This window comes from Paenibacillus sp. FSL R5-0490, assembly GCF_001956215.1.
Taxonomy (GTDB): domain Bacteria; phylum Bacillota; class Bacilli; order Bacillales; family Cytobacillaceae; genus Cytobacillus.
The window spans coordinates 1-22,614 of the sequence record NZ_MRTQ01000042.1; the positions used below are offsets into that span (position 1 = coordinate 1).

Annotated in this window: 28 protein-coding genes and 2 riboswitches; of the genes, 8 read left to right on the forward strand and 20 right to left on the reverse strand. The window is 41.5% G+C overall.

Annotated features, from left to right (window positions below; all coding sequences use genetic code 11):
• Nucleotides 1-145: 145 nt before the first annotated feature.
• From BK139_RS22650 to BK139_RS22700, 11 genes are all read right to left on the reverse strand, one after another.
• On the reverse strand, nt 146-556 hold the full coding sequence (locus tag BK139_RS22650) for an HIT family protein (protein ID WP_076263315.1): 411 nt from the start codon (nt 554-556) through the stop codon (nt 146-148).
• Entirely contained in the window at nt 557-1,405 is an 849-nt protein-coding gene (locus BK139_RS22655) for a P-loop NTPase family protein (protein ID WP_076263318.1), read from the reverse strand.
• A 113-nt stretch (nt 1,406-1,518) separates the two neighbouring features.
• The gene (locus tag BK139_RS22660; RefSeq protein WP_076263321.1) at nt 1,519-1,905 is read right to left on the reverse strand and encodes a DUF302 domain-containing protein; all 387 of its coding nucleotides are present in this window, start codon (nt 1,903-1,905) and stop codon (nt 1,519-1,521) included.
• Nucleotides 1,906-2,030: 125 nt separating this feature from the next.
• Nucleotides 2,031-2,345: a DMT family transporter gene (locus tag BK139_RS22665; RefSeq protein WP_076263323.1), complete on the reverse strand. Its 315-nt coding sequence runs from the start codon at nt 2,343-2,345 to the stop codon at nt 2,031-2,033.
• Complete coding sequence (locus BK139_RS22670; RefSeq protein ID WP_076263326.1) at nt 2,342-2,680, reverse strand: DMT family transporter; 339 nt, start codon at nt 2,678-2,680, stop codon at nt 2,342-2,344. Before BK139_RS22670 ends, BK139_RS22665 begins: the two co-directional genes overlap by 4 nt.
• A gap of 65 nt (nt 2,681-2,745) precedes the next feature.
• Nucleotides 2,746-2,845, reverse strand: a riboswitch (guanidine-I (ykkC/yxkD leader).
• Nucleotides 2,846-3,110: 265 nt separating this feature from the next.
• Nucleotides 3,111-3,368 carry a hypothetical protein gene (locus tag BK139_RS22675; protein ID WP_076263328.1) on the reverse strand — a complete coding sequence of 86 codons (258 nt, stop codon included), beginning with the start codon at nt 3,366-3,368 and terminating at the stop codon, nt 3,111-3,113.
• Between the two features lie 81 nt (nt 3,369-3,449).
• Nucleotides 3,450-4,205, reverse strand: a complete 756-nt coding sequence (locus BK139_RS22680; protein WP_076263331.1) for an exodeoxyribonuclease III — start codon at nt 4,203-4,205, stop codon at nt 3,450-3,452.
• A 130-nt stretch (nt 4,206-4,335) separates the two neighbouring features.
• Entirely contained in the window at nt 4,336-4,995 is a 660-nt protein-coding gene (gene thiE, locus BK139_RS22685; RefSeq protein WP_076263333.1) for a thiamine phosphate synthase, read from the reverse strand.
• Nucleotides 4,985-5,806: a bifunctional hydroxymethylpyrimidine kinase/phosphomethylpyrimidine kinase gene (gene thiD, locus BK139_RS22690; RefSeq protein ID WP_076263335.1), complete on the reverse strand. Its 822-nt coding sequence runs from the start codon at nt 5,804-5,806 to the stop codon at nt 4,985-4,987. Before thiD ends, thiE begins: the two co-directional genes overlap by 11 nt.
• A 2-nt stretch (nt 5,807-5,808) precedes the next feature.
• The gene (gene thiM / locus BK139_RS22695; protein ID WP_076263337.1) at nt 5,809-6,624 is read right to left on the reverse strand and encodes a hydroxyethylthiazole kinase; all 816 of its coding nucleotides are present in this window, start codon (nt 6,622-6,624) and stop codon (nt 5,809-5,811) included.
• Between the two features lie 13 nt (nt 6,625-6,637).
• Nucleotides 6,638-7,399, reverse strand: coding sequence for a 3-oxoacyl-ACP reductase (locus BK139_RS22700; RefSeq protein WP_076263339.1), 762 nt, complete (start codon nt 7,397-7,399; stop codon nt 6,638-6,640).
• 104 nt (nt 7,400-7,503) lie between these two features.
• Nucleotides 7,504-7,616, reverse strand: a riboswitch (TPP riboswitch).
• A 115-nt stretch (nt 7,617-7,731) separates the two neighbouring features.
• On the opposite strand from BK139_RS22700, the gene BK139_RS22705 reads away from it, so the two are divergent.
• On the forward strand, nt 7,732-8,184 hold the full coding sequence (locus BK139_RS22705) for an OsmC family protein (RefSeq protein WP_076263341.1): 453 nt from the start codon (nt 7,732-7,734) through the stop codon (nt 8,182-8,184).
• A 35-nt stretch (nt 8,185-8,219) separates the two neighbouring features.
• On the opposite strand, the gene BK139_RS22710 is transcribed toward BK139_RS22705, so the two are convergent.
• Entirely contained in the window at nt 8,220-8,969 is a 750-nt protein-coding gene (locus BK139_RS22710; protein ID WP_076263343.1) for a Cof-type HAD-IIB family hydrolase, read from the reverse strand.
• A 142-nt stretch (nt 8,970-9,111) separates the two neighbouring features.
• Between BK139_RS22710 and BK139_RS22715 the strand changes: the two genes are divergently transcribed.
• The 3 genes from BK139_RS22715 to BK139_RS22725 all read left to right on the forward strand — a co-directional run bounded on the left by BK139_RS22715 (nt 9,112) and on the right by BK139_RS22725 (nt 11,602).
• Complete coding sequence (locus tag BK139_RS22715) at nt 9,112-9,627, forward strand: CBO0543 family protein (protein WP_076263345.1); 516 nt, start codon at nt 9,112-9,114, stop codon at nt 9,625-9,627.
• Between the two features lie 336 nt (nt 9,628-9,963).
• Complete coding sequence (locus tag BK139_RS22720) at nt 9,964-10,530, forward strand: sigma-70 family RNA polymerase sigma factor (RefSeq protein WP_076263347.1); 567 nt, start codon at nt 9,964-9,966, stop codon at nt 10,528-10,530.
• Complete coding sequence (locus BK139_RS22725) at nt 10,523-11,602, forward strand: hypothetical protein (RefSeq protein ID WP_076263349.1); 1,080 nt, start codon at nt 10,523-10,525, stop codon at nt 11,600-11,602. The genes BK139_RS22720 and BK139_RS22725 overlap by 8 nt, the downstream gene beginning before the upstream one ends.
• A gap of 42 nt (nt 11,603-11,644) precedes the next feature.
• Here the strand turns inward: BK139_RS22725 and BK139_RS22730 are convergent, their stop codons facing one another.
• Nucleotides 11,645-11,935 carry a hypothetical protein gene (locus BK139_RS22730; RefSeq protein WP_048012061.1) on the reverse strand — a complete coding sequence of 97 codons (291 nt, stop codon included), beginning with the start codon at nt 11,933-11,935 and terminating at the stop codon, nt 11,645-11,647.
• 137 nt (nt 11,936-12,072) lie between these two features.
• Here BK139_RS22730 and BK139_RS22735 point away from each other — a divergent pair, with 137 nt between their 5' ends.
• The gene (locus BK139_RS22735) at nt 12,073-13,137 is read left to right on the forward strand and encodes an AbrB family transcriptional regulator (RefSeq protein ID WP_076263351.1); all 1,065 of its coding nucleotides are present in this window, start codon (nt 12,073-12,075) and stop codon (nt 13,135-13,137) included.
• Nucleotides 13,138-13,326: 189 nt separating this feature from the next.
• Here the strand turns inward: BK139_RS22735 and BK139_RS22740 are convergent, their stop codons facing one another.
• Entirely contained in the window at nt 13,327-14,079 is a 753-nt protein-coding gene (locus tag BK139_RS22740) for a C39 family peptidase (RefSeq protein ID WP_076263369.1), read from the reverse strand.
• 295 nt (nt 14,080-14,374) lie between these two features.
• On the opposite strand from BK139_RS22740, the gene BK139_RS22745 reads away from it, so the two are divergent.
• Nucleotides 14,375-15,310 (forward strand): MerR family transcriptional regulator, encoded by a 936-nt coding sequence (locus BK139_RS22745; RefSeq protein WP_076263353.1) that lies wholly within the window; start codon nt 14,375-14,377, stop codon nt 15,308-15,310.
• Nucleotides 15,311-15,357: 47 nt separating this feature from the next.
• Here BK139_RS22745 and BK139_RS22750 read toward each other — a convergent pair whose 3' ends face one another.
• The gene (locus BK139_RS22750; protein WP_076263355.1) at nt 15,358-16,371 is read right to left on the reverse strand and encodes a DUF3231 family protein; all 1,014 of its coding nucleotides are present in this window, start codon (nt 16,369-16,371) and stop codon (nt 15,358-15,360) included.
• A gap of 83 nt (nt 16,372-16,454) precedes the next feature.
• The gene (gene speD, locus BK139_RS22755; RefSeq protein WP_035330912.1) at nt 16,455-17,279 is read right to left on the reverse strand and encodes an adenosylmethionine decarboxylase; all 825 of its coding nucleotides are present in this window, start codon (nt 17,277-17,279) and stop codon (nt 16,455-16,457) included.
• A gap of 225 nt (nt 17,280-17,504) precedes the next feature.
• Here speD and BK139_RS22760 point away from each other — a divergent pair, with 225 nt between their 5' ends.
• Together BK139_RS22760 and BK139_RS22765 are read left to right on the forward strand one after the other, a co-directional pair.
• Complete coding sequence (locus tag BK139_RS22760) at nt 17,505-18,647, forward strand: CAP domain-containing protein (RefSeq protein WP_286149096.1); 1,143 nt, start codon at nt 17,505-17,507, stop codon at nt 18,645-18,647.
• A 108-nt stretch (nt 18,648-18,755) separates the two neighbouring features.
• The gene (locus BK139_RS22765; protein ID WP_076263359.1) at nt 18,756-19,184 is read left to right on the forward strand and encodes a cell wall hydrolase; all 429 of its coding nucleotides are present in this window, start codon (nt 18,756-18,758) and stop codon (nt 19,182-19,184) included.
• Between the two features lie 44 nt (nt 19,185-19,228).
• On the opposite strand, the gene BK139_RS22770 is transcribed toward BK139_RS22765, so the two are convergent.
• From BK139_RS22770 to BK139_RS22780, 4 genes are all read right to left on the reverse strand, one after another.
• Nucleotides 19,229-19,828, reverse strand: coding sequence for a YdcF family protein (locus BK139_RS22770; RefSeq protein WP_076263361.1), 600 nt, complete (start codon nt 19,826-19,828; stop codon nt 19,229-19,231).
• A 123-nt stretch (nt 19,829-19,951) separates the two neighbouring features.
• Nucleotides 19,952-20,587 (reverse strand): FMN-dependent NADH-azoreductase, encoded by a 636-nt coding sequence (locus tag BK139_RS22775; protein ID WP_076263363.1) that lies wholly within the window; start codon nt 20,585-20,587, stop codon nt 19,952-19,954.
• A gap of 213 nt (nt 20,588-20,800) precedes the next feature.
• Nucleotides 20,801-20,950, reverse strand: coding sequence for a hypothetical protein (locus BK139_RS24210; RefSeq protein WP_175609184.1), 150 nt, complete (start codon nt 20,948-20,950; stop codon nt 20,801-20,803).
• Between the two features lie 192 nt (nt 20,951-21,142).
• Complete coding sequence (locus BK139_RS22780) at nt 21,143-22,372, reverse strand: CNNM domain-containing protein (protein ID WP_076263366.1); 1,230 nt, start codon at nt 22,370-22,372, stop codon at nt 21,143-21,145.
• Nucleotides 22,373-22,614 lie beyond the last annotated feature (242 nt).

Genomic DNA, 22,614 nt, shown 5'->3' on the forward strand with positions numbered 1-22,614 from the left:
CCGTTGAATTGGATTATGTTTGGAAAGCATTTTAATCACCTCAAGCATTGTATTACTTCTATTGTAAAACAAAAAAGACTGCAGACAAGCACGATTTTAATCGAGTTTGTCGACAGTCTGAAACACACAGTCTGCTGTGTGTTTTTTATTTATTCACTGCGCCTCTTTTATTTTCAGGCTGCTTCAGCCAATGCCTGAGCCCTTTTCCTGCGTGTGTTTCATCATTATATCTGGGTATGACGTGCAGATGGCTGTGCAGAATGGATTGATTTGAAGCTTCACCGACATTCCATCCAAGAGTGTACCCATCCGGAGCATACTTTTTATCCAAATAATCTTTTGCTTTTTGAAGAAGTTCATATGTATCCTTCCACTCTTCAGCCGTTAAGTGAAAGGCATCTGCATGGTGTGCTTTTGGCACAATAACCCCGCAGCCCTCCAAAACGTCCTGTTCTTTATCGTGCTGAAGAAAATAACAAGTACGATTTTCAAAAATGATATTCTGTTGAGGATCCTTGTGCGGACTGCAAAAAGGACAATTTTCCTGATGGATCATTTAAACATTTCCTTTCCTTACAGGGTTATTGATCAAGACATTCTTTAAAGCGATTCTGTGGGAATGCTCATCATATGCAGTGTTATTGATTAGGTTCTTTCGGATAGTCAGTTTTTTCAGGATCTCTTCTTCAGCCTTTCTCCTTGCTTTTAGAACCTTTATGGTGCCTTCTTCCCCGCTTAGATGATTCTGTTTTCCATATCCTTGCTGGGTATAATAATGGATAAAACCCTCAGACCAGCTTTTCGGCCGTTCTTTTATTGCTCTTTTGAAGGAGTAGTCTATGTTATCCTGATTGATATAAATTAGCATCGGATTGAGCCTTTTCACCGATTTTTCCAGCGCTAAAACATAATCCAGCAGCTTTGTTTGGGGAGCCCCATATTTAATCATTCCGATCGTAACGGGATTCTGGATAAAACAGCATTCAAGAATATGAACTTTATTGCTGTTTTCAGCTTGCCTGGCGAATCTTGCCCACTTTTGAGTAATGAGCTTTATATTTTGCTCTAATGGCAGCTCATAGATATCATGTTTAAATGCTTTTTCAAAAAATGTATCAGGCATATCAGATCCAAGCTTTTTATAAGGCAGCAAAAAGCCATTATCTTCTGAAATGCTTTTCTCTGATAGTTGATCTCTGAAGGGGCTAAATTCTTCTATTAAGAGCTGCCACTCTTCATTAGTAAAGTAAGCTGCACTTTCATAATCGGCCGGGTGGTCGAGATCACCTTCGTAATATACTTCTGCTTCGATGCCGTTTTGCCTAAGCACATCATAGGCCAATCTTGCCGTAGTGGATTTGCCGGAACCCGGCAGACCCTCGATTAAAATTAGTTTTGTTTCCATAGATTCACCTTCATAATATTTAGAATTCACATTCTATTGTAAGCCATAAAAAGAAAAACAAACAGTGTTAATTACTGTTTGTCTTTGGAAGGAAGTTTTATTATGGAAACGGCTTAAATGGACTTATCCAGGCAGGCAATCAGGCGCTTCTCTATATCTGATGCCATTTCTTTAAGTTTCTGACTTTCCATCATGCTCATTAACATACTTGGCCTTGGCAATCCTATCTTTGTTTTGCCGCTTTCTTTATATACAACGATTTTACAGGGGAGAAAATAGCCAACTTTTTTTTCTTCTTTCAGTACTCTCTCCGCCTCCTGGGGATTACAAACTTCAAGGACCTTAAATTCTTCTTCCAGATGAAAGCCCTTCTCCTCCAGCTTCTCTTTAATATCAAAAGTCCAAAGTACACCAAACTTTTCATCTTTTAAATGTGTTTCCAATGCTGTAATTGCTTCTTCAATGGATTTCTCTGATTCAACTGTGTAATCAAAATTCATAGCAGTCACCTCTTTTTCATGTCCTTTTTAATATGAACAAACTTCTGTTTTTTTACTATGGAATGCTGGTGAACTGCTATGAGATGTTGATGGCGACCGTTGTTTAGTGAGCCCGGGTTTCTTATCTAAGACACAAGTTTTAGTCCAATCGCTGCACTTAATACCATTGCAATAAAGAATATACGTTTGGCATCTTTCGGTTCTCCGTACAGGATCATGCCAAGGACCGCTCCACCGGCGGCGCCGATTCCGGTCCAGACGGCATAAGCTGTGCCCATCGGCAGTTCTTTCATGGCCAGAGACAGGAACAGGAAGCTGGCGCCAAAGCCGCCAATTAGCAGAAGCAAGGACTGCCAGTTCTTTTTTTGATGCCAGCTGTTAATCATGGTGACACCTGTCATTTCAAAAATTCCCGCTAGAATCAGATACAGCCAGCTCATGAACTTTCAGCTCCTTTTGATTCGTCCTCATTTGTCACCAGCTTTAAGCCAAGTACTCCTAATAATAAAACAAGAACCAGAATGATTTTAGATAATTTCAAAGGCTCTCCGAAAAATATAATTTCAGATAGTACTGTCCCGGCGGTGCCCATGCCAACAAAGACAGCATATACCGTCCCTACCGGCAGCACCCTGCCCGCCATGATCATCAGATAAAAACTGACAGCGATGCTTATGATGGTCCCTGTCCATGATAAGGGATCATCCGCATGCTTTAAGCCAATGACCCAAAAAACTTCAAAAAATGCAGCAATAAATACCTTTAGCCACTGCATGAAATCAGCTCCTTTATTAATTTTCCTGAAAAAGAAAAAAGCCCGGAAGATATCTGATAATCAGTATCTCCCAGGCTTTTATCCCTCCGTGGCATAGCCATAAAGGCTATGAGTTTTCTCTCGGACCAGGCCAGCAGCTGCTGCGGAACCCTAGAAAACCTTTATTATCGCAGTCTAACGGTCAGTAAGACCCCCGCTTCAAGACCCAGAGGAAACAAAGGAGGATAAGTGGGGGTCAAACTGTCCGTAAAGGCCCGAAAAAAAGAACAAAGACTAAGAACGCCACATCCTGTGGCAACGTCTTTGTGACCCACTTTCCGTGGGCCTCAACTAACAATCAGTGGGGGAAAGGAACCCCCCACTGATTGAAGTTTCACTTTATTTGATTTACACGCATTATAACAAATTTACAAAACATTTTCCATTAATATCAACACACATGATCAGCAAGGACATACTCCTGTTCCCAATTTCGGCAGTCTGCCATTTCAGCAGAGCACCCGATATGACTGATAGATGGAGGATACGGACTTTTCCTGATATGCTCTTTTATGCTGTTGAAGGCTTTTTCGTAGTCGAACTCCAGACAGTGATCAAAATAATGATGAACAATTTCGTTTTTGATCCGGAAAGGCGGATACACTCTCTCAATAAGAACAAAAAGCTTCAGCATTTCTGTTTTGTTCATATAACCATTCCTTTAGATAATCTTAATTCAATTATTGCCTGTTTTCCTAAAACAAAACCCCTGCACATCGCAGAGGCTTCATCATAGATCCAGTTCAAGGGCTACCGGGCAATGGTCACTTCCCATAATGTCGCAATGAATTTGTGAATCTATTATTTTTTCCTGAAGCTTTTCTGAAACTATAAAATAATCAATCCGCCAGCCGATATTCCTCTCCCTTACTTTTGCCATATAGGACCACCATGTATAGGCTCCCTCGGCTTCCGGGTATTTATAGCGGAAAGCATCAACAAACCCTGAACCAAGTAATCTGGTCATTCTGTCGCGTTCTTCATCGGTAAACCCGGAATTTCCACGATTGGATTTTGCATTCTTTAAATCTATTTCATTATGGGCCACATTTAAGTCACCGCACATAATAACAGGCTTGATTCCATCCAGCTCATGTAAATATTCCCTAATCCGCTCTTCCCATTCCAGACGATATGGAAGACGGGCGAGGTCACGCTTCGAATTCGGCGTATAGACATTCACGAGGTAAAAGTCTTCATACTCAAGCGTAAGAATCCTGCCCTCGGGTTCTGTTTCATCATCGCCCACCCCATAGCGGACAGAAATCGGCTCTTTTTTCGTAAAAACAGCTGTCCCGGAATACCCTTTTTTCAGAGCATAATTCCAATATTGGTGATAGCCATCCAAGATGAGCTCAATCTGCCCCTCCTGTAATTTAGACTCCTGGATACAAAAGATGTCTGCATCCACCTCTTTGAAGTAATCGATGAAGCCTTTTTTCACACAGGCCCTAATGCCATTCACATTCCATGATATGAGTTTCATTGCAATTGTATCTCCTTACGAAAAAATCTGTATGAGTACAACATTACCATGGCTTTTCAATAATTGCATAGTAATAAACACTGATGCTTGAAAGGCAATCGAATACTGATTTTTTTATAAATGCCCAAAATTAATGGATATTTCTCATTACTGCTCCTTTTAGCTCCCTGGCTGATTTTTCCGGGGAATCCGCCTGGCTGATTGCCGTAATGACAGAGACACCGTCTGCTCCTGCGTCCATAATGGGAGGTGTGTTTTCAGAATGAATTCCCCCTATTCCTACAACAGGAATCTGGATATCAGCAGCTCTCAATTCCTTTAAAAAAGTAAGACCCTGAACGGCTTTGGCATCTTTTTTTGTGCTTGTCGGATAAATAGGGCCAATGCCCAGGTAATCTGCCCCCTGCCGGATTGCTGCTTCTGCTTCAAGCATATTATGCACGGAGACGCCAAGGATTTTGCTGCCGATTTTCCTGCGGACCACATCTGCCGGTTCATCCTCCTGGCCTATATGGACGCCATCTGCGTTGATACTAAGTGCCAATTCAATGTCATCATTTACAATAAAAGGAATATTGCTCTCTTTGCAGATTGCCTGAAGCCTTTTTGCAAGAGATTCCTTCTCTTTGCCGTGCAGGCATCCTGCACCTTTTTCACGGAATTGAAACAGGGATATGCCCCCTTTAATCGCTGACCGGAGAATATTTTCAGGCTTATAGCGGCAATTTACGGTCCCCATTATGAAATACACTTTAAGCCAGTTTCGTATTTGCTTAGGGTTAACTTCCATATATGAAGCTCTCCTTTTTCTTCAAATTATAAGCCCAATGATTGGTTGGTCCATGACTGCTGCCAATTCTTAAGTCATTTTCTATTGCTGCCTGAATAAATTGCTTTGCGCGATCAACAGCCTGTGGCACAGAAAGATCGTCAGCGAGGCCGGCTGTGATTGCAGCAGAAAAAGTGCAGCCTGTCCCATGTGTGTTGGCTGTTTGGATTCTATTACTCTTGAATTCGGTAAAACCTTCACCGTCAAATAATAGATCGGCAGCCATTTTTCCCTCCTCATGACCGCCCTTAATGATGACATGTTTCGCACCAAGCCTATACAGTTCTTTTGCTGCCTTCCGTTTATCATCCATTGAGCGAATGGCAGTGTCCGTTAAAACCTCCGCCTCGGGTATATTGGGTGTGATGACCATTGAGAGGGGAATCAGAAGCTTTTTCATCGCTAAAATGGCTTCAGTCTGCAGAAGGCTAGCTCCGCCCTTTGCAATCATCACCGGATCAATGACGATTTTGTTCCAGCCGTATTTCGCAATCTCCTTTGAAACCCTTTCGATAATCTCTGCACTGAAGAGCATTCCTGTCTTGACTGCATCCGGCCATAAATCCTCTCCAATGGATTGCAATTGGGACGCAACAGCATCTGGGGTCATTGGATAAACTCCCTGCACTCCCCTGGTGTTTTGGGCAGTTACGGCAGTTAACGCTGACATGCCGAAAACGCCGAGTTCCTGAAAGGTTTTTAAATCTGCCTGAATACCCGCACCGCCGCCGCTGTCTGATCCTGCTATGGTTAAGGCTTTATTCACCTTCATAGTTATTCCCCTCCTATCTGACTAAAAGAGCCGCGCAACTCAACATCTGCGGCTGAAATAGTATATAAGCTATTCAAGAACTCTATTTGGAAAGTGCCCGGGCCCCTGCCATCCGTTTTTTCTGCAGCGATTTCGGCGGCAGAGCCATACACGACCAATGAAGCAGCTGCCGCTTTTACTGGATCCTTTTCAACAGCAGCGAAAGCTCCAATGACAGAAGTCAAAAGACATCCGGCACCTGTTACTTTCGTTAACAGGGGATGGCCATTGTTGACCGTAAAAGTGGAATGTCCATCTGAAACGATGTCCTGTTTCCCTGTAATGACGGTGACTGCACCAAGTTTATTTGCTGCCGACTTTGCAAGATCTGAAGTGTTTCCTTCTGCTTCTCCGGCATCGACGCCCTTAATATTCCATTGCTGTCCTGCAGCATTGGCAATTTCTGCAGCATTGCCTCTTATGATGCTAATATCTAATTCTTCCATTATTCTATTGGCTGTTTCTGTTCGATAAGCTGTCGCGCCGGCACCAACCGGGTCAAAGATTACCGGCACACCATGCTGATTGGCAGACCTTCCTGCGATAAGCATACTTTTCACTTCTATTTCAGTCAGTGTTCCCATGTTGAGAACCAGTGCCCCGGCGATTTTAGCCATATCACCCGCCTCTTCATGCGCATATGCCATTACAGGTGATGCCCCTATTGCCAGCAGGCCATTGGCAGTAAAATTGGTTACCACCACATTGGTGATATTATGTACCAGAGGGTTTGACTCTCTTACTTTATCTAATAGACTGCTAATCTCCTGAATATTCATTTAGAATCCTCCTTTAATTCATAACTAGTCCGCCATCCACAACCAAATTCTGTCCTGTAACTGCCCTTGCCCAGGGAGAGGCGAAGAAGACTATCGCATCTGCCACTTCTGCAGGATCTGTGACTTTTCTTAATGGAGTAGAGTTTTCGATAATTTCAAAGACTTCCTTAGAGGTCGAAGCACTGGCGTCTGTCGTTTTTAACAAACCGCCTGATACCATATTTGCAGTAATTCCATATTGGCCCAGCTCATTCGCCATATTTCTGGTGAAGCCTAATAAAGCAGCTTTGCTGGTCGTATAGTCATGATAGGGTACAACTGGATGCTGGAATAGGTTGGTGCCGACCGATATTATCCTGCCAAACTCCTGTTTTTTCATATCGTCAAGACCTGCCTGAACTGTGTTCAATGCTCCTAGAATTGCACCTTCCAGCTGATTTTTGTAATCGTCCCATTTAATTGTTTCTGCATCTTTTTTTGAAATAGGGTCAAATTGAAAATTCACAAGTGCATTATTGACTATGGTTGTAATGGGGGCTCCAAAGTGTTCCTTCGTTTTTTCATACATGGATTTCACTTGAACTCTGTCCCGAACATCAGCACGAATGGCAATGGCTGATTCGCCAATTTCCTTCTGCAGAGCATAGGCTTTTTCCTCGCTATGGAAATAGTTAATGACAATTCTCGCCCCTTCTCTCGCGAATGATTTTGCTGTTTCTTTGCCCAACCCTCTGCTGCTGCCTGTAATAATGACAATCTGATCGTTAAGATTCATAGAAAATCCTCCTTATTGATAGCCAATTCATTTGTTTTGAGAACAAAATAAAAACCAGATCCGAAATTGGACCTGGCTGAATAATCTAAGAGAAAGAACGTCGTTCCCCGCAATTACTACTTTCCTACGCTGGTATGATCCAGATCAGGTCCGAAGGGTAAAAAACAGTCCGGTTTCTTTCTCAGCCCGCGAGCATCGGGCACCCCTAGCAGTAAAACTATTAAGTTGGCTGTTTTTATCTTAGCCTGAAACGTGAAATCTGTAAAGTCTTGCAATTCTGCCTGTTCCTCTTTAATGTGTAAGTAGAAATACATAACTTGGAGGATTCAAATATGGCTGAACACCATTTTCATTTAAAAGCACATTGGCCTGGCCTTCGCAATGATGTGGGTGAAATTGAAACAGGCGGGCTTATAACTAAGGTATCTATCCCTCCGGAAATGAACGGTCCTGGAATCGGAACCAATCCGGATGAAATGCTTCTGGGGGCGGCGGCAACTTGTTATATTATTACCCTGGCAGCCATGATGGAACGCAGCCGGATTGAGAAAGATGACCTAACGATGGAATCCGTCGGTGTTGTGGATGTGACCAATGGTGTGATCACCTACAGGAAAATCATTCATCGGCCGGTTATCGTACTGAAGGCAGATGCCGATGAAAAGCACCTTGCACTTGCCCGAAAGCTTGCACAAAAAGCTGAAGCATCCTGCATGATTTCAAGGGCAATTAAAGGGAATGTAGAAGTCAAATTAGAGGAAACCATTCTTAGGTCAATGAAGTAAACCAAAAAACCGGCATGATAGCCGGTTTTTGTTCCCTATAGGGCCCATTTTCGGATTGCCTGTGCAACACCGGATTCATCATTGGTTCCCGTCACAGCATCGGCTGTTTCTTTCACGATTTCCTGGGCATTTCCCATTGCTACTCCCCAGCCTGATTCCTCAATCATGGCAATATCGTTCAAGCTGTCTCCCATGGCCATTACATTTTCCATTGAAATGCCAAGAATCTCTGTTACCTTCTGGATCGCTTTCGCTTTATTGATGCCCAGAGCATTGACTTCAATATTGGTTAAGCTTGAGTTAGTAATTTCCAAATCGCCTTTTGACTGCAGCTCGTTATGAATCAGTTCCCTGACTGCATCATCTGATATATCAAATCCAAATTTGAGCCACTCATGGTCATGGATATTCTCCGGCATTTCGTTGTTCCATACCCGTTCGCAGCTGGTGGCCCAGAAATTGGTTTTATGTGACTGTGATAAGTTCCACATCCATTCCATAACTTTGGAATCAACGGGAGCTCTAGAAATTGATTCTCCATCAGGGCCGAATATTTCACTGCCATTAACCGTGATTAAATAGGAGTTTAATTCCAGGGAATCGGCATGATCGCCTGCTGTGAGCCTTGATCTTCCGGTGCTCAAAATGACTTCGATTCCTTTCTCCTTCGCCTCTTTTATGGCTGCACGGTTCTCTTCAGGAATTTCCCCTCTGGAATTTAATAAAGTTCCATCCATATCGAGAGCGATTAATTTTATCTGCGGTGAAATTTTTGATTCTGTCATGATCCTCTCCCTTTCTTCTATTAACACAATAAAGCCATTATATAGTTAACCCGGCTATCCTTCAAAGACGGTGATTTTCAGGTGAATATTTTTTAAAAATATGGCAATACCTGTATGTATTAAATATTAAAGGTGATGTCCTATGTATCTGATACTTGTTATTGCTGTATGGATTTTGTTTGCTTACCGCTTTATTGATTGGTCACAATGGAAAAAACAATACCCGACTGTGCTGTACTTTATTGCGATTAACCTTACCTATAATATGCTCTATTTTAATCATACTCTCTGGGCTTTTAGAGGCATTACGGCCGAATGGCTTAACCATTCCATTATTAACTTAGCTTTCACTTACTTTATAACTCCCATGGCTCTGATCATATATCTGCAGCGTTATCCTGAGAATAAAAATCATGGATACATTTACTCTGCTGTATGGATTGGCTTTTTTACCATCATTCAATCTCTGTTTGCCCATAAAGGGATGTTTGTGTACGATAATGGCTGGAACGGCTGGCATAATATTTGGCTGAATATTGCTTTGTTCGCAGTATTAAGAGTCCACTATAGAAAACCGGCAATGGCCATGCTCATTTCTTTGCCTGCTGCGGTGATTTTCTACTTATTATTTCCGTTTCCATTGGACAGCCTAAAATAAAGTGAAACTTCAATCAGTGGGGGTCTTACTGCCCGTTAGACTGCGATAAATGCAAGCTTGAAGTGAGGTGTAATGGAATGATCATTCAAGACGATTTGTCTGTGTTCTTATTTTTGCTCCTTCTGTTCTTAACCTATGCATTGATGTGGTTTTATTTAATCAGGAAAAAAGTGAATAAATAATTCAGGCGCAGACCAAATGGTTTGCGCTTTTTATGTATAATCTTAATAAATGCCAAAAAAATGAAGCGATTTGCTTGTATCTGTCGTCTAACTGTCAGTCAAATAAAAGGCAGCCAAAATCGGAGGCCTGGCATTTAAGGAAGGAGGCAGACATGTGAGCATTGATGAGTATGTAAAACGGTCAATTGAGGATAAAGTGGACCGTGCTCTCGTTCTTGAAACGATCATGGATGAGTATGGAACCGTTCTGAAAAGATTAATATACAGCTATGTGAAAGACTGGAATACTGCCAGCGATTTAACACAGGACACCTTTATTACTGTGTATGAAAAACTGGAAAATTTTCAGCAAAGATCTTCTTTTAAAACATGGATTTTCACAATCGCTATTAATAAAAGCAAGGATTACCTTAAAAGCTGGCATTATCGCAATTTGATTATGAATGAAAAGATTTTTCTTCTGAAAAAGGATAGAGGAAAAGATCCTGAAGCAGCGTTTCTGGAACAGGATGAACATCATGAATTGCTGAAAACGATAGAATCACTGACAGTAAAATACCGAGAAGTTTTTCTGCTCCATTATTATCAGGATTTTAGTCTTGCTGAAATAAGTGAAGCTCTTAATATTCCTATTTCAACCGTTAAAACACGCTTGTACAGAGGACAGGAAAAAGTCAGGAAAATTCTAACCGATTCAGAAAGAGGTGAACAGCATGGGTGATCTGAATCATGAAGTTAAGAAAGCAATGAATGCTGTATGGACGAAGGAATCTGTTTTCACAAAACAGGAAAAACAGATAGTCAGAAACCGGATAGGCTCTTCTGCTGTTAAGAGACGAAAAAAAGAATATGTTCCAAAGCTTCTGTCTGCAGCTGCAGCTGTCGGATTTGTCCTCTTGATTGGCGGGATTGCCGGAATTCAGACAGATTTCTTTACAAAGCAAAATGGACAGAAAACCGCCGTGGCAGATAGATATTTTTATCCTGGTCTTGCAGAGGGTGCTATGCTGAACAACTGGAAATTGAAAAGTTTTGAGAAGGATTCACATGGCAGCTTATCCGCAGTTTTTACAGGCAAAGCAGAAATCACAGGCACTCTGGATTTTAAGAATGACCTTGTATACTTTCTGCCTGATCATAATTCCTTAAAGCTGCTGCCGCTCATAGATGGCAAAAACGTAAAAATAGCTTTTAATGAGGCCGACCAGGAGAAGCTGAAAAAGGTGTTTGGCGTCAAAATGCCAATTAAAGAGGAAAATGTTTCTTTAATTATCGGCGGATATCGTGCTGCAGAAGGCACTGTCCATCAGGCTGACGCTGTTGAGGTGATTATGCCACAGGAACTGCAAATGGAGCCTCTGCCATTCCAGCTGATGCTGAACAATGATAAGAAGCTGGTCCTTCCAGAGCCATTAAACCATGTGTATAAAGAATTTTCTTTAAGAGGGACAGATGAGATATTAAGTGGTCTAAGACCGTCAGAAGTATTTCAGCTGTACTTATTCGCTGAGGAAATTGAAGATTATTATACTCAATATGCCTTGTTTAACCATGACCCGGGTATCGAAAAACCGTTTCCAACTCTGAATGATTACCTCAATGCGATAAGGGAGTCAGCATCTATACCGGAAGAAAAGACATTATTGCATAGGGTGAAGAATACTAGTCTGGAAGAAGTCATGATCGATGACTCTTCAGCGTATATTTCCATATCTGAAGAGGATGGGCTGGGCTTCGGCCTGAGCAAAAACAGCGAAGGAATATGGAAGGTAAACTGGATGCCAATCCAGTAAATGGGCTGAGCTTGTACCTTTAATGGTGCAGGCTCTTTACTTTTACCTGAATTGGCCCCCAAAGAACACAATGATCGCGAGGACGGATGAAAGAAAAAGCGTGAGGATAATGGAAAATAAGACATGAAAGCCCGCCTGCCAATTTTGGACTTTCTTTAAGACTATAACACTCACGAGGAAGACAAGGACTGTCAGGAGGAGAAGAAGTGAAAATGGACGATGTCCGATATTATGCAGGTAAAGATCATACAGAGGCGAAAAACCAAGAAGTAGAAATAAACCGAGGCATATAAAAGATAAGATGAAAACCAGATGGCTTAATTTTTCCGGCATGGTTAGTCCCCCTTCTAAGAATACTGACCTCTTTATAAATGTATGAAAACATTCCATTACATAAAACTTGTAATTCCTTCATAGTTCAAATATGGTATAAATATCTTTAGGTAATCTAATTAAAAGAAGGTTTTTTCGTGACTAAAAATGTTTTCTTCACCTTTTCTGCTGCTGTAATAGGTGCAGGGTTATTTTCTTTATTGCACATTCCTGTCGCCTTTTTGCTTGGTGCATTGACTGGTGTAATGATTGGAAGCCGGCTCAGCAGGATTCCATTTTACTGGCCAGCCGCATTTCGCGATGCCGGGATGATCATCGTCGGATACAGCATCGGCCTTTCCTTTACACAGGACGCGGTGCTGCTTATTCTCCAGAAGCTCCCTTTTATTTTTCTCATTACGGTTTGCCTGATCCTCTTTAGTGCCCTTTCTGCCCTTCTCATTGCTAAATTAATGGGCATCGATTATGCAACAGTGCTGATCGGGAGTATTCCCGGAGGTCTTTCGCAAATGATTCTTCTGGCAGAGGAAGTCAAAGGAATTGATATCACAGTAGTTACCTTTATGCAGGTTGCAAGGCTGACTATGATTATCTTCATTGTCCCTGTTCTGGTTTTCGGACCATGGATGGACAACGCAAGCAGTACGGATTTTACAGCTTCAGTTCCATTATGGAGGGATTTATTCCCTGATATCTTACTCTTTTCTCTTGTTTCCTTTGCCGGCATTATTCTAAGCAAACGCCTGAAGCTCCCTACTGCATACCTTCTCGGTCCGATTATAGGAACAGCTGTTCTTGTCATTTCCGGCATAAATGGCCCTCAGCTCCCCCCGTCTGTTTTGGATTTTTCACAGCTATTAATAGGAGCTCATATCGGCATGATGATGAAGCCTGAAAAACTGGGCAATAAGATTAAAACGATTTCACTTGCTGCCTTGAGCGGCCTGCTTCTCATGGTATGCTCGGCCCTGCTTGGCTTTTGGGTAATACACGCTTTTGACCTTTCCCCTGCCACCGGACTACTGAGCCTTGCACCGGGAGGGATGGATCAGATGGCCATCATCGCACATGAAACCGGGGCCGACCTGGCCATCGTAACAGGATATCAGCTTTTTCGCTTATTCTTTATCTTCTTTGTAGTGCCTCCGTTTTTAAAATGGATCTTTTTGAAGTATAAGAGAATGGGATCATTAAGCAAATAAAGTGAAACTTCAGTGGGGTTTTCCTTATCCCTCACGGATTGTTAGTTGAACCAATCGGGCCTTTACGGGCAGTTTGACACCCGCTTATCCTCCTTGGATTCCTCTGAGTCTTGAAGTGGGGGTCTTACTGCCCGTTAGACTGCGATAAAGAAGGGACTGCAAACTGCAGCCCCTTCTTTTGCCAGTATACTAGTTAATGACAATAGCCTGTGACCCCATTAGCTCCCAGGCTTCTATAAATTGCTGTTTAGGCACCTTTTTATTTTTCGTGCCATACGGATCGTTAATATAGATATTTTCCTCATCATACCCGGTTATGGCTACACTATGCATCTGGAAGGTCACATCCACCGGTCCGCCCGGTGTATTCCAGGTTTCAAAAGATGCAGCGGGTGACAGGCTTGCGGTTGTAATGATCCAGACCGGCGACCCTTTCGCTACTTTTTCAAGCAGCACATCGAACGGTTTGCCAGTCAGATTCTCAGCACGATCAGGAAAGTACTTTTTCGCCAGATTGAAAATCGGCCCCTCATAAACGCCCAATCCCGGACCATCCTCCATATTGCCTACAAAGCCCTCATTGGGATTCCCGTACTCACCTCCGCTAAACTTGAGCGGTACCCGGCTAACTTCCTTTGCCAACTCATTTTTTGATACTTTAATGCCTTCATAGCTTATAATCATTGCTAAACTGGTAATCTCACAACCATTATATAAACGCGGGTGATCCATTTGGTTGTACAATGGCACATCCAGAAGCACCGATTGCTTTTGAATTTCCTGCTTCACAGGCGGTTCATGCATAGCCTCCGCATGAGGAACAGCTGTATAGGATATTTCCTTTTCCTTTGAGTGTTCATTGCTCCCCATCTTTATGCCTCCCACAGTCAGAGACAATCCAACCCCGGCTGCTATAGACATTGCGATAATTCTATTACCCAATTGATCATGCTCCCTTTTCATTTCGCTGTTTTCATAATATCCTAGTTTGCTAAACTCCCCTACCATTGTGCCATACCCGCCCGGATATGACAAATCGCCTTATGATTGGCAAATTTTTTAGGATCTTTGTCAAAATGGCTGTTTTTTGCTTTTTTCTGATGAATAAGGTCTTGTTTTGATAGCTTTTGTCATGCGGCAGGAAAAAGAGGGATAGCATGCTGAATAGGTTAGTAGAAATTGATTCGGAACCCGCTTCCGAATGATTCAGAATCTATTTTGGAAAGGGCTGAGTTAAATGGATACGCAATATATGAAGGCTTATACAATTAAAGAGGTTTCGAAAATGCTGAATGTGCCTCCGGGGACCTTAAGACAATGGGAAAAGGATTTGAACGGATTATTGCTGATTCCCAGGTCCAAACAGGGAGCCCGTTTTTATACAGACCATGAAATTGCATTGCTTGAAAAAGTGAAGCAAATGCGCGATAAAAACCTGAGCAAGGAAATGATCCGGGAATTAATGCAAAAACATATGGACTATGCTTCTGAAACGTCTTCACCAGCAAATGAAACGGCTTTGGCGGCAATAGAACCGGAAACAGCATTACATAAAGAGCAGGAATCAGTCATGAATGCTGAACAGCTCATGGCTATCATGGAAAATTTCAGGGACAGTTTACTTTCAGATGTCAGAAATGAAATTCGCAGCGGCGTTCGAAAAGATGTATTAGAAGAAGTGAAAAAAGAGATTAGCAAAGGATCTTTGCATACCGTGAAAAGCCTATCGGATTCAATCTACAAATCAGGCGAAAAAACGAAAGCGGAAATTGAATCTCTGTCAGCGAGGATTGAGCAGACTTCGGAGCATACTTCCGAAGCGTTCGGAACTCTTTCGAAAAGGGTTGCGAAGAGTTCGAAACGTACTTCCGATCAAATTCATCATTTGACAAACAAACTGACGGAATCCTCTGAAGCATCCTCCGAAGAATTCAAAACCATGATCCATTACATCTCCTCTTCTGCCGAGGTGACCAGCACCGAAATCAGCTCGCTGATCGAAACGTTAAATACGGACAGGGAAATTTATATCGAAACCATTAATAAAGAGCGGGAGCAATATTGGCATGAAGTAAAGCAGCGGGAAGATGTTTTTCAGGATATGATTGTTTCCTTCCGAAGTGCGGCTGCCGCACAGGAACCTGAAAAAAAATGGTGGAAGTTTTGGAAATAGAATTGGTGTATATTTGTAAAGAACCAGGAGAGCAGCATTCCCTGGTTCTAGTTTTGCCTTCTGGCCAGGTCTTTCCGGTTGGGGGAACCTGGCGGCTGTTCCAGCCACTTGTGTTTGATCATAATGTCTGCTCCGTCCTTGGCAAACTGGGCAATCTCAAGAGAAAGACGTTCATAATTCAGGATTAAATCACTTCTTTGGCTTGCGGAAGCTGCTGCGGCATAGTTTCCCGATCCCAATGTACTCAGAAACGCCATAAGCTGCATCATCAGCCGTTCTGAGAATGGTGATTCGTCGTTTCCCTTTACAGCATAATCAGGGGAATTAGGGGCTTGTATATCATTGTCCAGCAATGCTGCACTAAGAACTTTCACATGTTTTTTTGAAATATCCTTACCCCGTTCCATATAGCTGATTATCTCTTTTGATTTGGCAGCCTGTGAAAAACTGAGAGCAAGCATGGTTCCAACCATGTTGGTTTCTACATTAAAGGATAAATGGGCAATCTCAATCGCATTTAATGGCCGCGGTTTCTTTAAAGGATTTAAGCCGCTTAAATAGCTTTTATCATCAATCATGTCTGTTTCCGCCGGAAGATCTATGTACGGCCTTCTCAGATAAATTCCCTTCTCTAAGGCTATATCCGTTGCTTTTTCAAACAATTCGACGGTTTGATCAATGCATTTAATAAAGTATGCTCTAATATCTTTCCTGGAACACATGCCCAAAGAACTGCCATATGCAACAAGGCCGGATTTGGCCATCTGCATAATAAATTCCAGCATAAATGTATCTGTATATAACTTTTGAGCATGGAGATTAACATCATTAGATGAAAAGCCTCTTGGTATTGGAAACTTTTCATTTTGGAAGAAATCAGTCAAAAACCTGATATGCCCGTCCGATAATTGCCGGGCGAATTCAATGACAGGTTTTATTTCATGATCTTCCACAGTCTTTACAAAATAATCCAGAAGGGGCAATGACATGCTGTCATTTAGGTAACCCGTCCATAAAACTGCCATTTCACCTGATGTCAAATGAATCTTGTTTTCTTCCATCCCAAATCCCCCTAATTATCGTTATTCTATATCTTTTCCTGATTTCGGGGGATTATGACAAAAGACTCCCTGATTGGGAGCCTTCACTCTGATATAGAACCGGGTTTAATATTTTTCCCGTAAAAAATTTCGTCCATCTCTGTTGTGAGCCGCTCAGTAATCTCTTCGGCCTCTTTTGGATCAAGCTTGTCCTTTGTGTAACCAAATAAATAATTATCCAAATCGAAGTCCCTTATTTTACATTTGGTATGAAAGGTATGTGCCTGATAAATATTTACGTCGATCATATCAAAATCTTCTTTTGCTTCGTCAGGAATATAATTTTGGATCGAACTGATATCATGGTCGATATAAAGTTTTTTCCCGTCCTTGTCCCGTGTAAATCCCCTGACTCTGTAATCGATGGTCATGATATCAGTGTCAAAGGAATGGATCAGGTAATTAAGGGCTTTTAGCGGGGAAATTTCTCCGCAGGTGGATACATCAATATCAGCCCTGAATGTGCTGATTCCTTCGTCAGGATGATATTCAGGATAGGTATGAACCGTAATATGGCTTTTATCCAGCTGCATGACTACGTTATCCGGCAGCGGTCCGGGAGATTCATCATAAGATTCAGCCGGTACCTCCACTACTGGCCCTTCAGATACAAGGACCGTCACACTTGCACCCTGTGGCACATAATCCTGCTGTGCCACATTCAGGACATGGGCACCAATAATATCGGAAACATTCGTAAGTATTTTTGTGAGCCGTTCCGCGCTATATTCCTCATCAATATAATCTATATAGGCTTCACGCTCTTCTCTTGTCCTCGTATAACAGATATCATACATATTAAAGCTGAGTGATTTCGTCAGATTATTAAATCCATGCAGCTCAATTCTTTGTTCCGGTGTTAGTTTCAACATGCTTCCCCCTTTGCAGCTCATCTGTTCATTTTCATTTTTATAATTATGTTACCCAAACTTTTCACTTAAAAACGGAAAATATCGAATCACGGTTAAAGTGACAGGCAAACAGGGTAGAAAAATAAGGATGGCCGCAATGTTTTGCATTTCCGGAATTTTAGATCTTATAATGAATGGGCATACCTTTGATATTGGGTTGAAAGGTGCATGGGAGGAGATTATTTGAGGAAGGTTTTATTTATACTTATCTTGTTATTTCTCGGTTTCGCCTTTTCACAGCCGGATGAGAAATCAGCAGATGATACTAATTCAGGAACTGTTATGGATAATATAAAAACGGATATTCAGTTTTTTAAAGACAATAAAGACCTCCAGAATGTAATTACCGGCATGATGGAAGAGGCCCAAAACTGGGCGGATCAATTTCTCCTGACAATCAGTCAATATACCGGGGAAAAAAATCTTTCAACTGAGGATAAAGCAGAAAAACCGGTTTTGGAAGCTCCTGAGGAACAAACCTTTTCTATTCATAATATAGAAATAGGTGATGATAAGGCGGAAATCGAAAAAAATCTTGGTCCCTCGAATCGTATCTCGGCGAATGAATATGGAACAGACTGGCATGCCTATCATGATCACTATCAAAATTTCGTAATGGTCGCTTATGACAAACAGGAAAAAGCAGCGGGCATCTATACAAATCAGGATCTGATTTCTTCCACAAAAGAGATTGCCTACGGGACGCCAAAGTCATCCGTGGCGGAGCAGCTTGGAAAGCCGCTTGACAGTATGAGAAAGGATTTGGTCATCTTTCAGCTTGAAGAGAATCGTGATTATGACTTATACGAACTGGATGGGAATTACGTAACCATTTTTTATGATAAGCATCGTGACAATACGGTCACATCCATTCAAATAATCAGCAAATCACTCGAAAAGCAAAAAGAATCCTTTTATGCAAATGCCAGCAGTGTTTTAAAAGAAGGATTTGAATGGCAGCTTTTCGACATTACCAATGCCGAGAGAGTAAATCATGGAGTGCCCGTTCTGGAGTGGGACGATACTGTTAAGGAAACGGCGCGTAAGCACAGCAGCGATATGGCAGAGAACAATTATTTTGACCATACCAACCTGCAGGGCCTCTCCCCTTTTGACAGAATGCAGGCGGATGAAGTTTCATTTATGTTAGCCGGGGAAAACCTTGCTTCCGGTCAATTCAGCAGTATCTTTGCTCACGAAGGGTTAATGAATTCACTCGGCCACCGCAAAAATATTCTGCGTGCGGATTATGAATTTTTAGGTGTCGGTGTCGCTTTTAATTCAAAATCACAGCCTTATTATACGGAAAATTTTTATGCCAACTAAAAGCTCCAGCTTCTGCCGGAGCTTTTTCCTTGTAAAAAGCACATTCCACTCTTATGTGCATACCCTATATCAGCCTATATAAAATTAGAGGAATTGGGGTGAGACAGAATGGCAGTGGTGAAGGCACGAGAACAAGATATAGATTTGCTTGCCCGCCTTCTTCGGGCAGAAGCTGAAGGCGAAGGCCAGCAGGGCATGTTAATGGTGGGAAATGTGGGGATTAACCGTATCAGGGCAAATTGTTCTGATTTCGTTGGTATTCGCACCATACCGCAAATGATTTACCAGCCACATGCTTTTGAAGCTGTCCAAAAAGGCTATTTTTATCAGAGGGCAAGGGAAGTGGAAAGAAGACTCGCGCGAAGGGCTGTACGTGGTGAGCGGATCTGGCCATCCAAATTTGCACTATGGTATTTCCGGCCGCCTGGCGAATGTCCGCCCACATGGTACAATCAGCCCTTAGCCGGAAGATTTAAGCTGCATTGCTTTTACGAGCCTACAGCGGAAGAATGCGAGAATATTTATAATACATTTTAAAAAAATCCCTGCCAGATGGATACTGGCGGGGACTTTTCTCATCATTACATTTCCTGATCAATCAGAATGCCTTTTTTCACGTAATCAATTATTTTTCCTGCTTCATCAAACGCTCTTTTTCTCCCATAAGGATGCTGCTTCCATTGCTCTTTCCCGGTTGAACCATCATCAGAACATACGAGAGAATAGTTAATCCAATTTGGCATGTACGTCAATAATGTTAAGTGCAGCCTCCTCATATGAAAAGGAGCAGTTACAACAATGATATTGGAGATGTTCTCCAGCCCGCACATCCGGTCCATAACCAGCATGGAGGCAAGCACATTTTCTTTTGTATGGAGAGAACTATTTTCAATGAAGAGATCATTTCGAGGAATTCCGTACATAATGGCTTTTTTCATTAACATTTCAGCTTCAGTCATGTCCTGGCCGGGCCATTTTACACCACCTGACAAAAGCAGCTTTTTTGCCCTTCCTTCCTTGTATATCCTGATCGCTTCAGGCAATCGGTATTCTGCTGCTTTGCTGCTTCCAGGCACAAAAATTAAATCTCCTTTTTGCAGATTATCCTCAATCCCATCATAAAGCAGCTTGGAAACATCATCCTCATTTAAATGGCTGGGGCTGAATTCCGAGATTTTCATGAAACGTCCCCCTTTCGTTCCCAGCTTCTATTCTTCCTGTATTATACTATTCTTCCGGGACAAGAGCTCTCCTTATATATGCCTAGTCAAAAAGAAAAAGCAGCGGAAATCCGCTGCTTTTGTTTAGAATGTTTTCGCTTTGTCTTTTGCACGGGCAATGGCGTCAGCCTTGATTTCTTCAGCTTTATCAGGCATTGCGTTGTGCCCTTCCACAAACAGACCCTCGAATGAAGGAACGCCGAAGAATTGCATTAATACTGTTAAATAGCGGTGACCCATTTCCATCTCTGCTGCAGGCCCTTCGGAATAGATGCCCCCACGAGCCTGGATGTGAATCGCTTTTTTGTCAGTCAATAACCCGATTGGGCCTTCAGCCGTATACTTAAACGTCTTGCCGGCTACAGCCACTGAATCAAGATACGCTTTCATGACTGGAGGGAATGAGAAGTTCCAAAGCGGTGTTACAAACACATATTTATCAGCGGCAACAAACTGCTCGCTTAGTTCGGATAACCGGCCTACTTTTGTCTTTTCATCTTCTGACAGTTCATCAAAACCTTTGCCTGACTGAAGCTTGCCCCATCCGCTGAAAACATCCACATCAATTGCCGGGATATTTTCCTTGTATAAATCAATATGAACGATTTCGTCATTTGGATTAGCTTCCTTGTAGGAATCAATAAATGCCTTTCCTGCTGCCATGCTGTATGACACCTTATCATCATGAGGGTGTGCTGTAATGTATAAAACCTGAGCCATAATTTTATCACCTTTCCAATTTAAGTAGTCAATTTAGTTTGAATCAGAAGTAAAATATGTATTCATCCTGCAGTATGATCATTTTTATTCTTAATCCGAGATAATCATATTCAAAACAAAAAAGATTTTCAAATGATTTGCTCATGCTATTTTTAATACCCATAATAAATGAATAATAATCCACAAAAAAAAGACCCCTGATCGGGTCCTTAATTATTCTTGGATTTCAGGTGAATACGGATTGGTTCCGATATTTTTTCTCATTTCATCTGTTAGTTCAAAAGGAATGCTTGAACTTGCTTCTCCATCTTTTTCATAGTTCATTTGTAAGCTTCCGTCATAATGAAAGGGTTTATTTTCCATGATAAAGTCACCTCAAATTTGTTATTTTTATTCTATTATATACTAAAAAGGACCTATATTTTCAGAAAAATAAAAATTATTTATTTATTTTCCTGTACCTATTGTTCCCATCCTCCTGTTGGTTTTATCCTGCTTTCTTTAAATGGATAGTAAAAAAGCATTATTCCCGTCCGGAAATAATGCTTATATACATCAAGGTGTTTTTTTCTTAATTTCGACCAGCTTAATCCTATTGTCTTTTATTGATTTTATTTCAAAATGCAGATGATGGTATTCGAATGTTTCTCCTTCTTCTGGAAAATGACCCAGTTCTTTTAGTAAAAATCCTGCAAGGATGTCTTCCTCTTCGGGGATTTTTGTTTTAAAGACTTCATTAATTCTGCGGATTGCCAATTTGCCGTGAACAATAATATGATTTTCCGTTAATTCGTCGATCAGCACTTCCGCGTTTTCATCCGTTTCATCTTCAATTTCCTGGCCCAGCATCGCTTCAAGAATATCCTCATGTGTGATGATGCCTTTCGTCCCGCCATATTCATCAAGTACAATGGCAAGATGCTTCCTTTCTTTCATCATCATTTTGAATACCTTGTCAATGCTATGAAATTCATATACAAATAAAGGCTCTAAATCAGTAAAATCCTTCAGGGACTTCTCAGGCTGATTGGACCAGGAGAGCAAAACCTTAGCATGGAAAACCCCGACAATGTTATCCATATTATCTTTATACACCGGATACCTTGTAAAACGATTATCCAACACTATATTCTTTGCTTCTTCTATCGTTGCTTCATATGGAATGCCTTCAATTTCCATTCGCGGCGTTTTTAGCGCATCACTGACATCTAAATTATAATAATCAATGATCCCTTTAATTCGCTGTGTTTCTTCTTCATGGAAGGTTCCTTCGCTTGTAGCTATATCAACCATGGTAATGAGCTCTTCCTTGGATACAGATACTGAACCCACATCATTTTTAGAAAGAAATTTAATAATTACCCTCGTGAACCTGGATATTAGAAAAGTGACCGGCTTTAAAATCAGCATAAGAATTCGAATGACCGGAAATACAAGATAAGCAATTTTGTCGGCAAAGCTTGCTGCGATGGACTTTGGCAGAACTTCCGCAAATAAAATTAATGCTACAGTCAGAATTCCTGTTGCCACCCCTACATTGAAATCATAATCAAGCGCAATTATGGTAACCAGTGTAGGCAGCATAATATTAGCAATATTATTGCCAATCAATATGGATGTAATCATCTCATCAGGCTTTGACACCACATCCAAAATTCTTTGTGCTTTCTTATCATTATTATCTGCTCTGGATTTTAATTTCATTTTGTTAACAGCAGTTAAGGCAGTCTCACTTCCCGACAGGAAAAAGGACATGAACATAAAAAACAAAATAGCAATGAACAAAGTTGATTTCCTCCAATATTAATCCATTTTTAATTGTTTTTACCCCATTAACATCCGAAAAAACGGAGCTGGACAATTTTGTCTGCTAATCCATCATTATAAAGTAATTGAAATTATATCGAAAATTTAAAGCATTTATTCAATCTGCTCTTTTCATTTGCTTTCAATAAAGTGAAACTTCAATCAGTGGGGGTTTTCCTTATCCCCCACTGATTGTTAGTCGCGTTCTAGTGTCGCTAAGA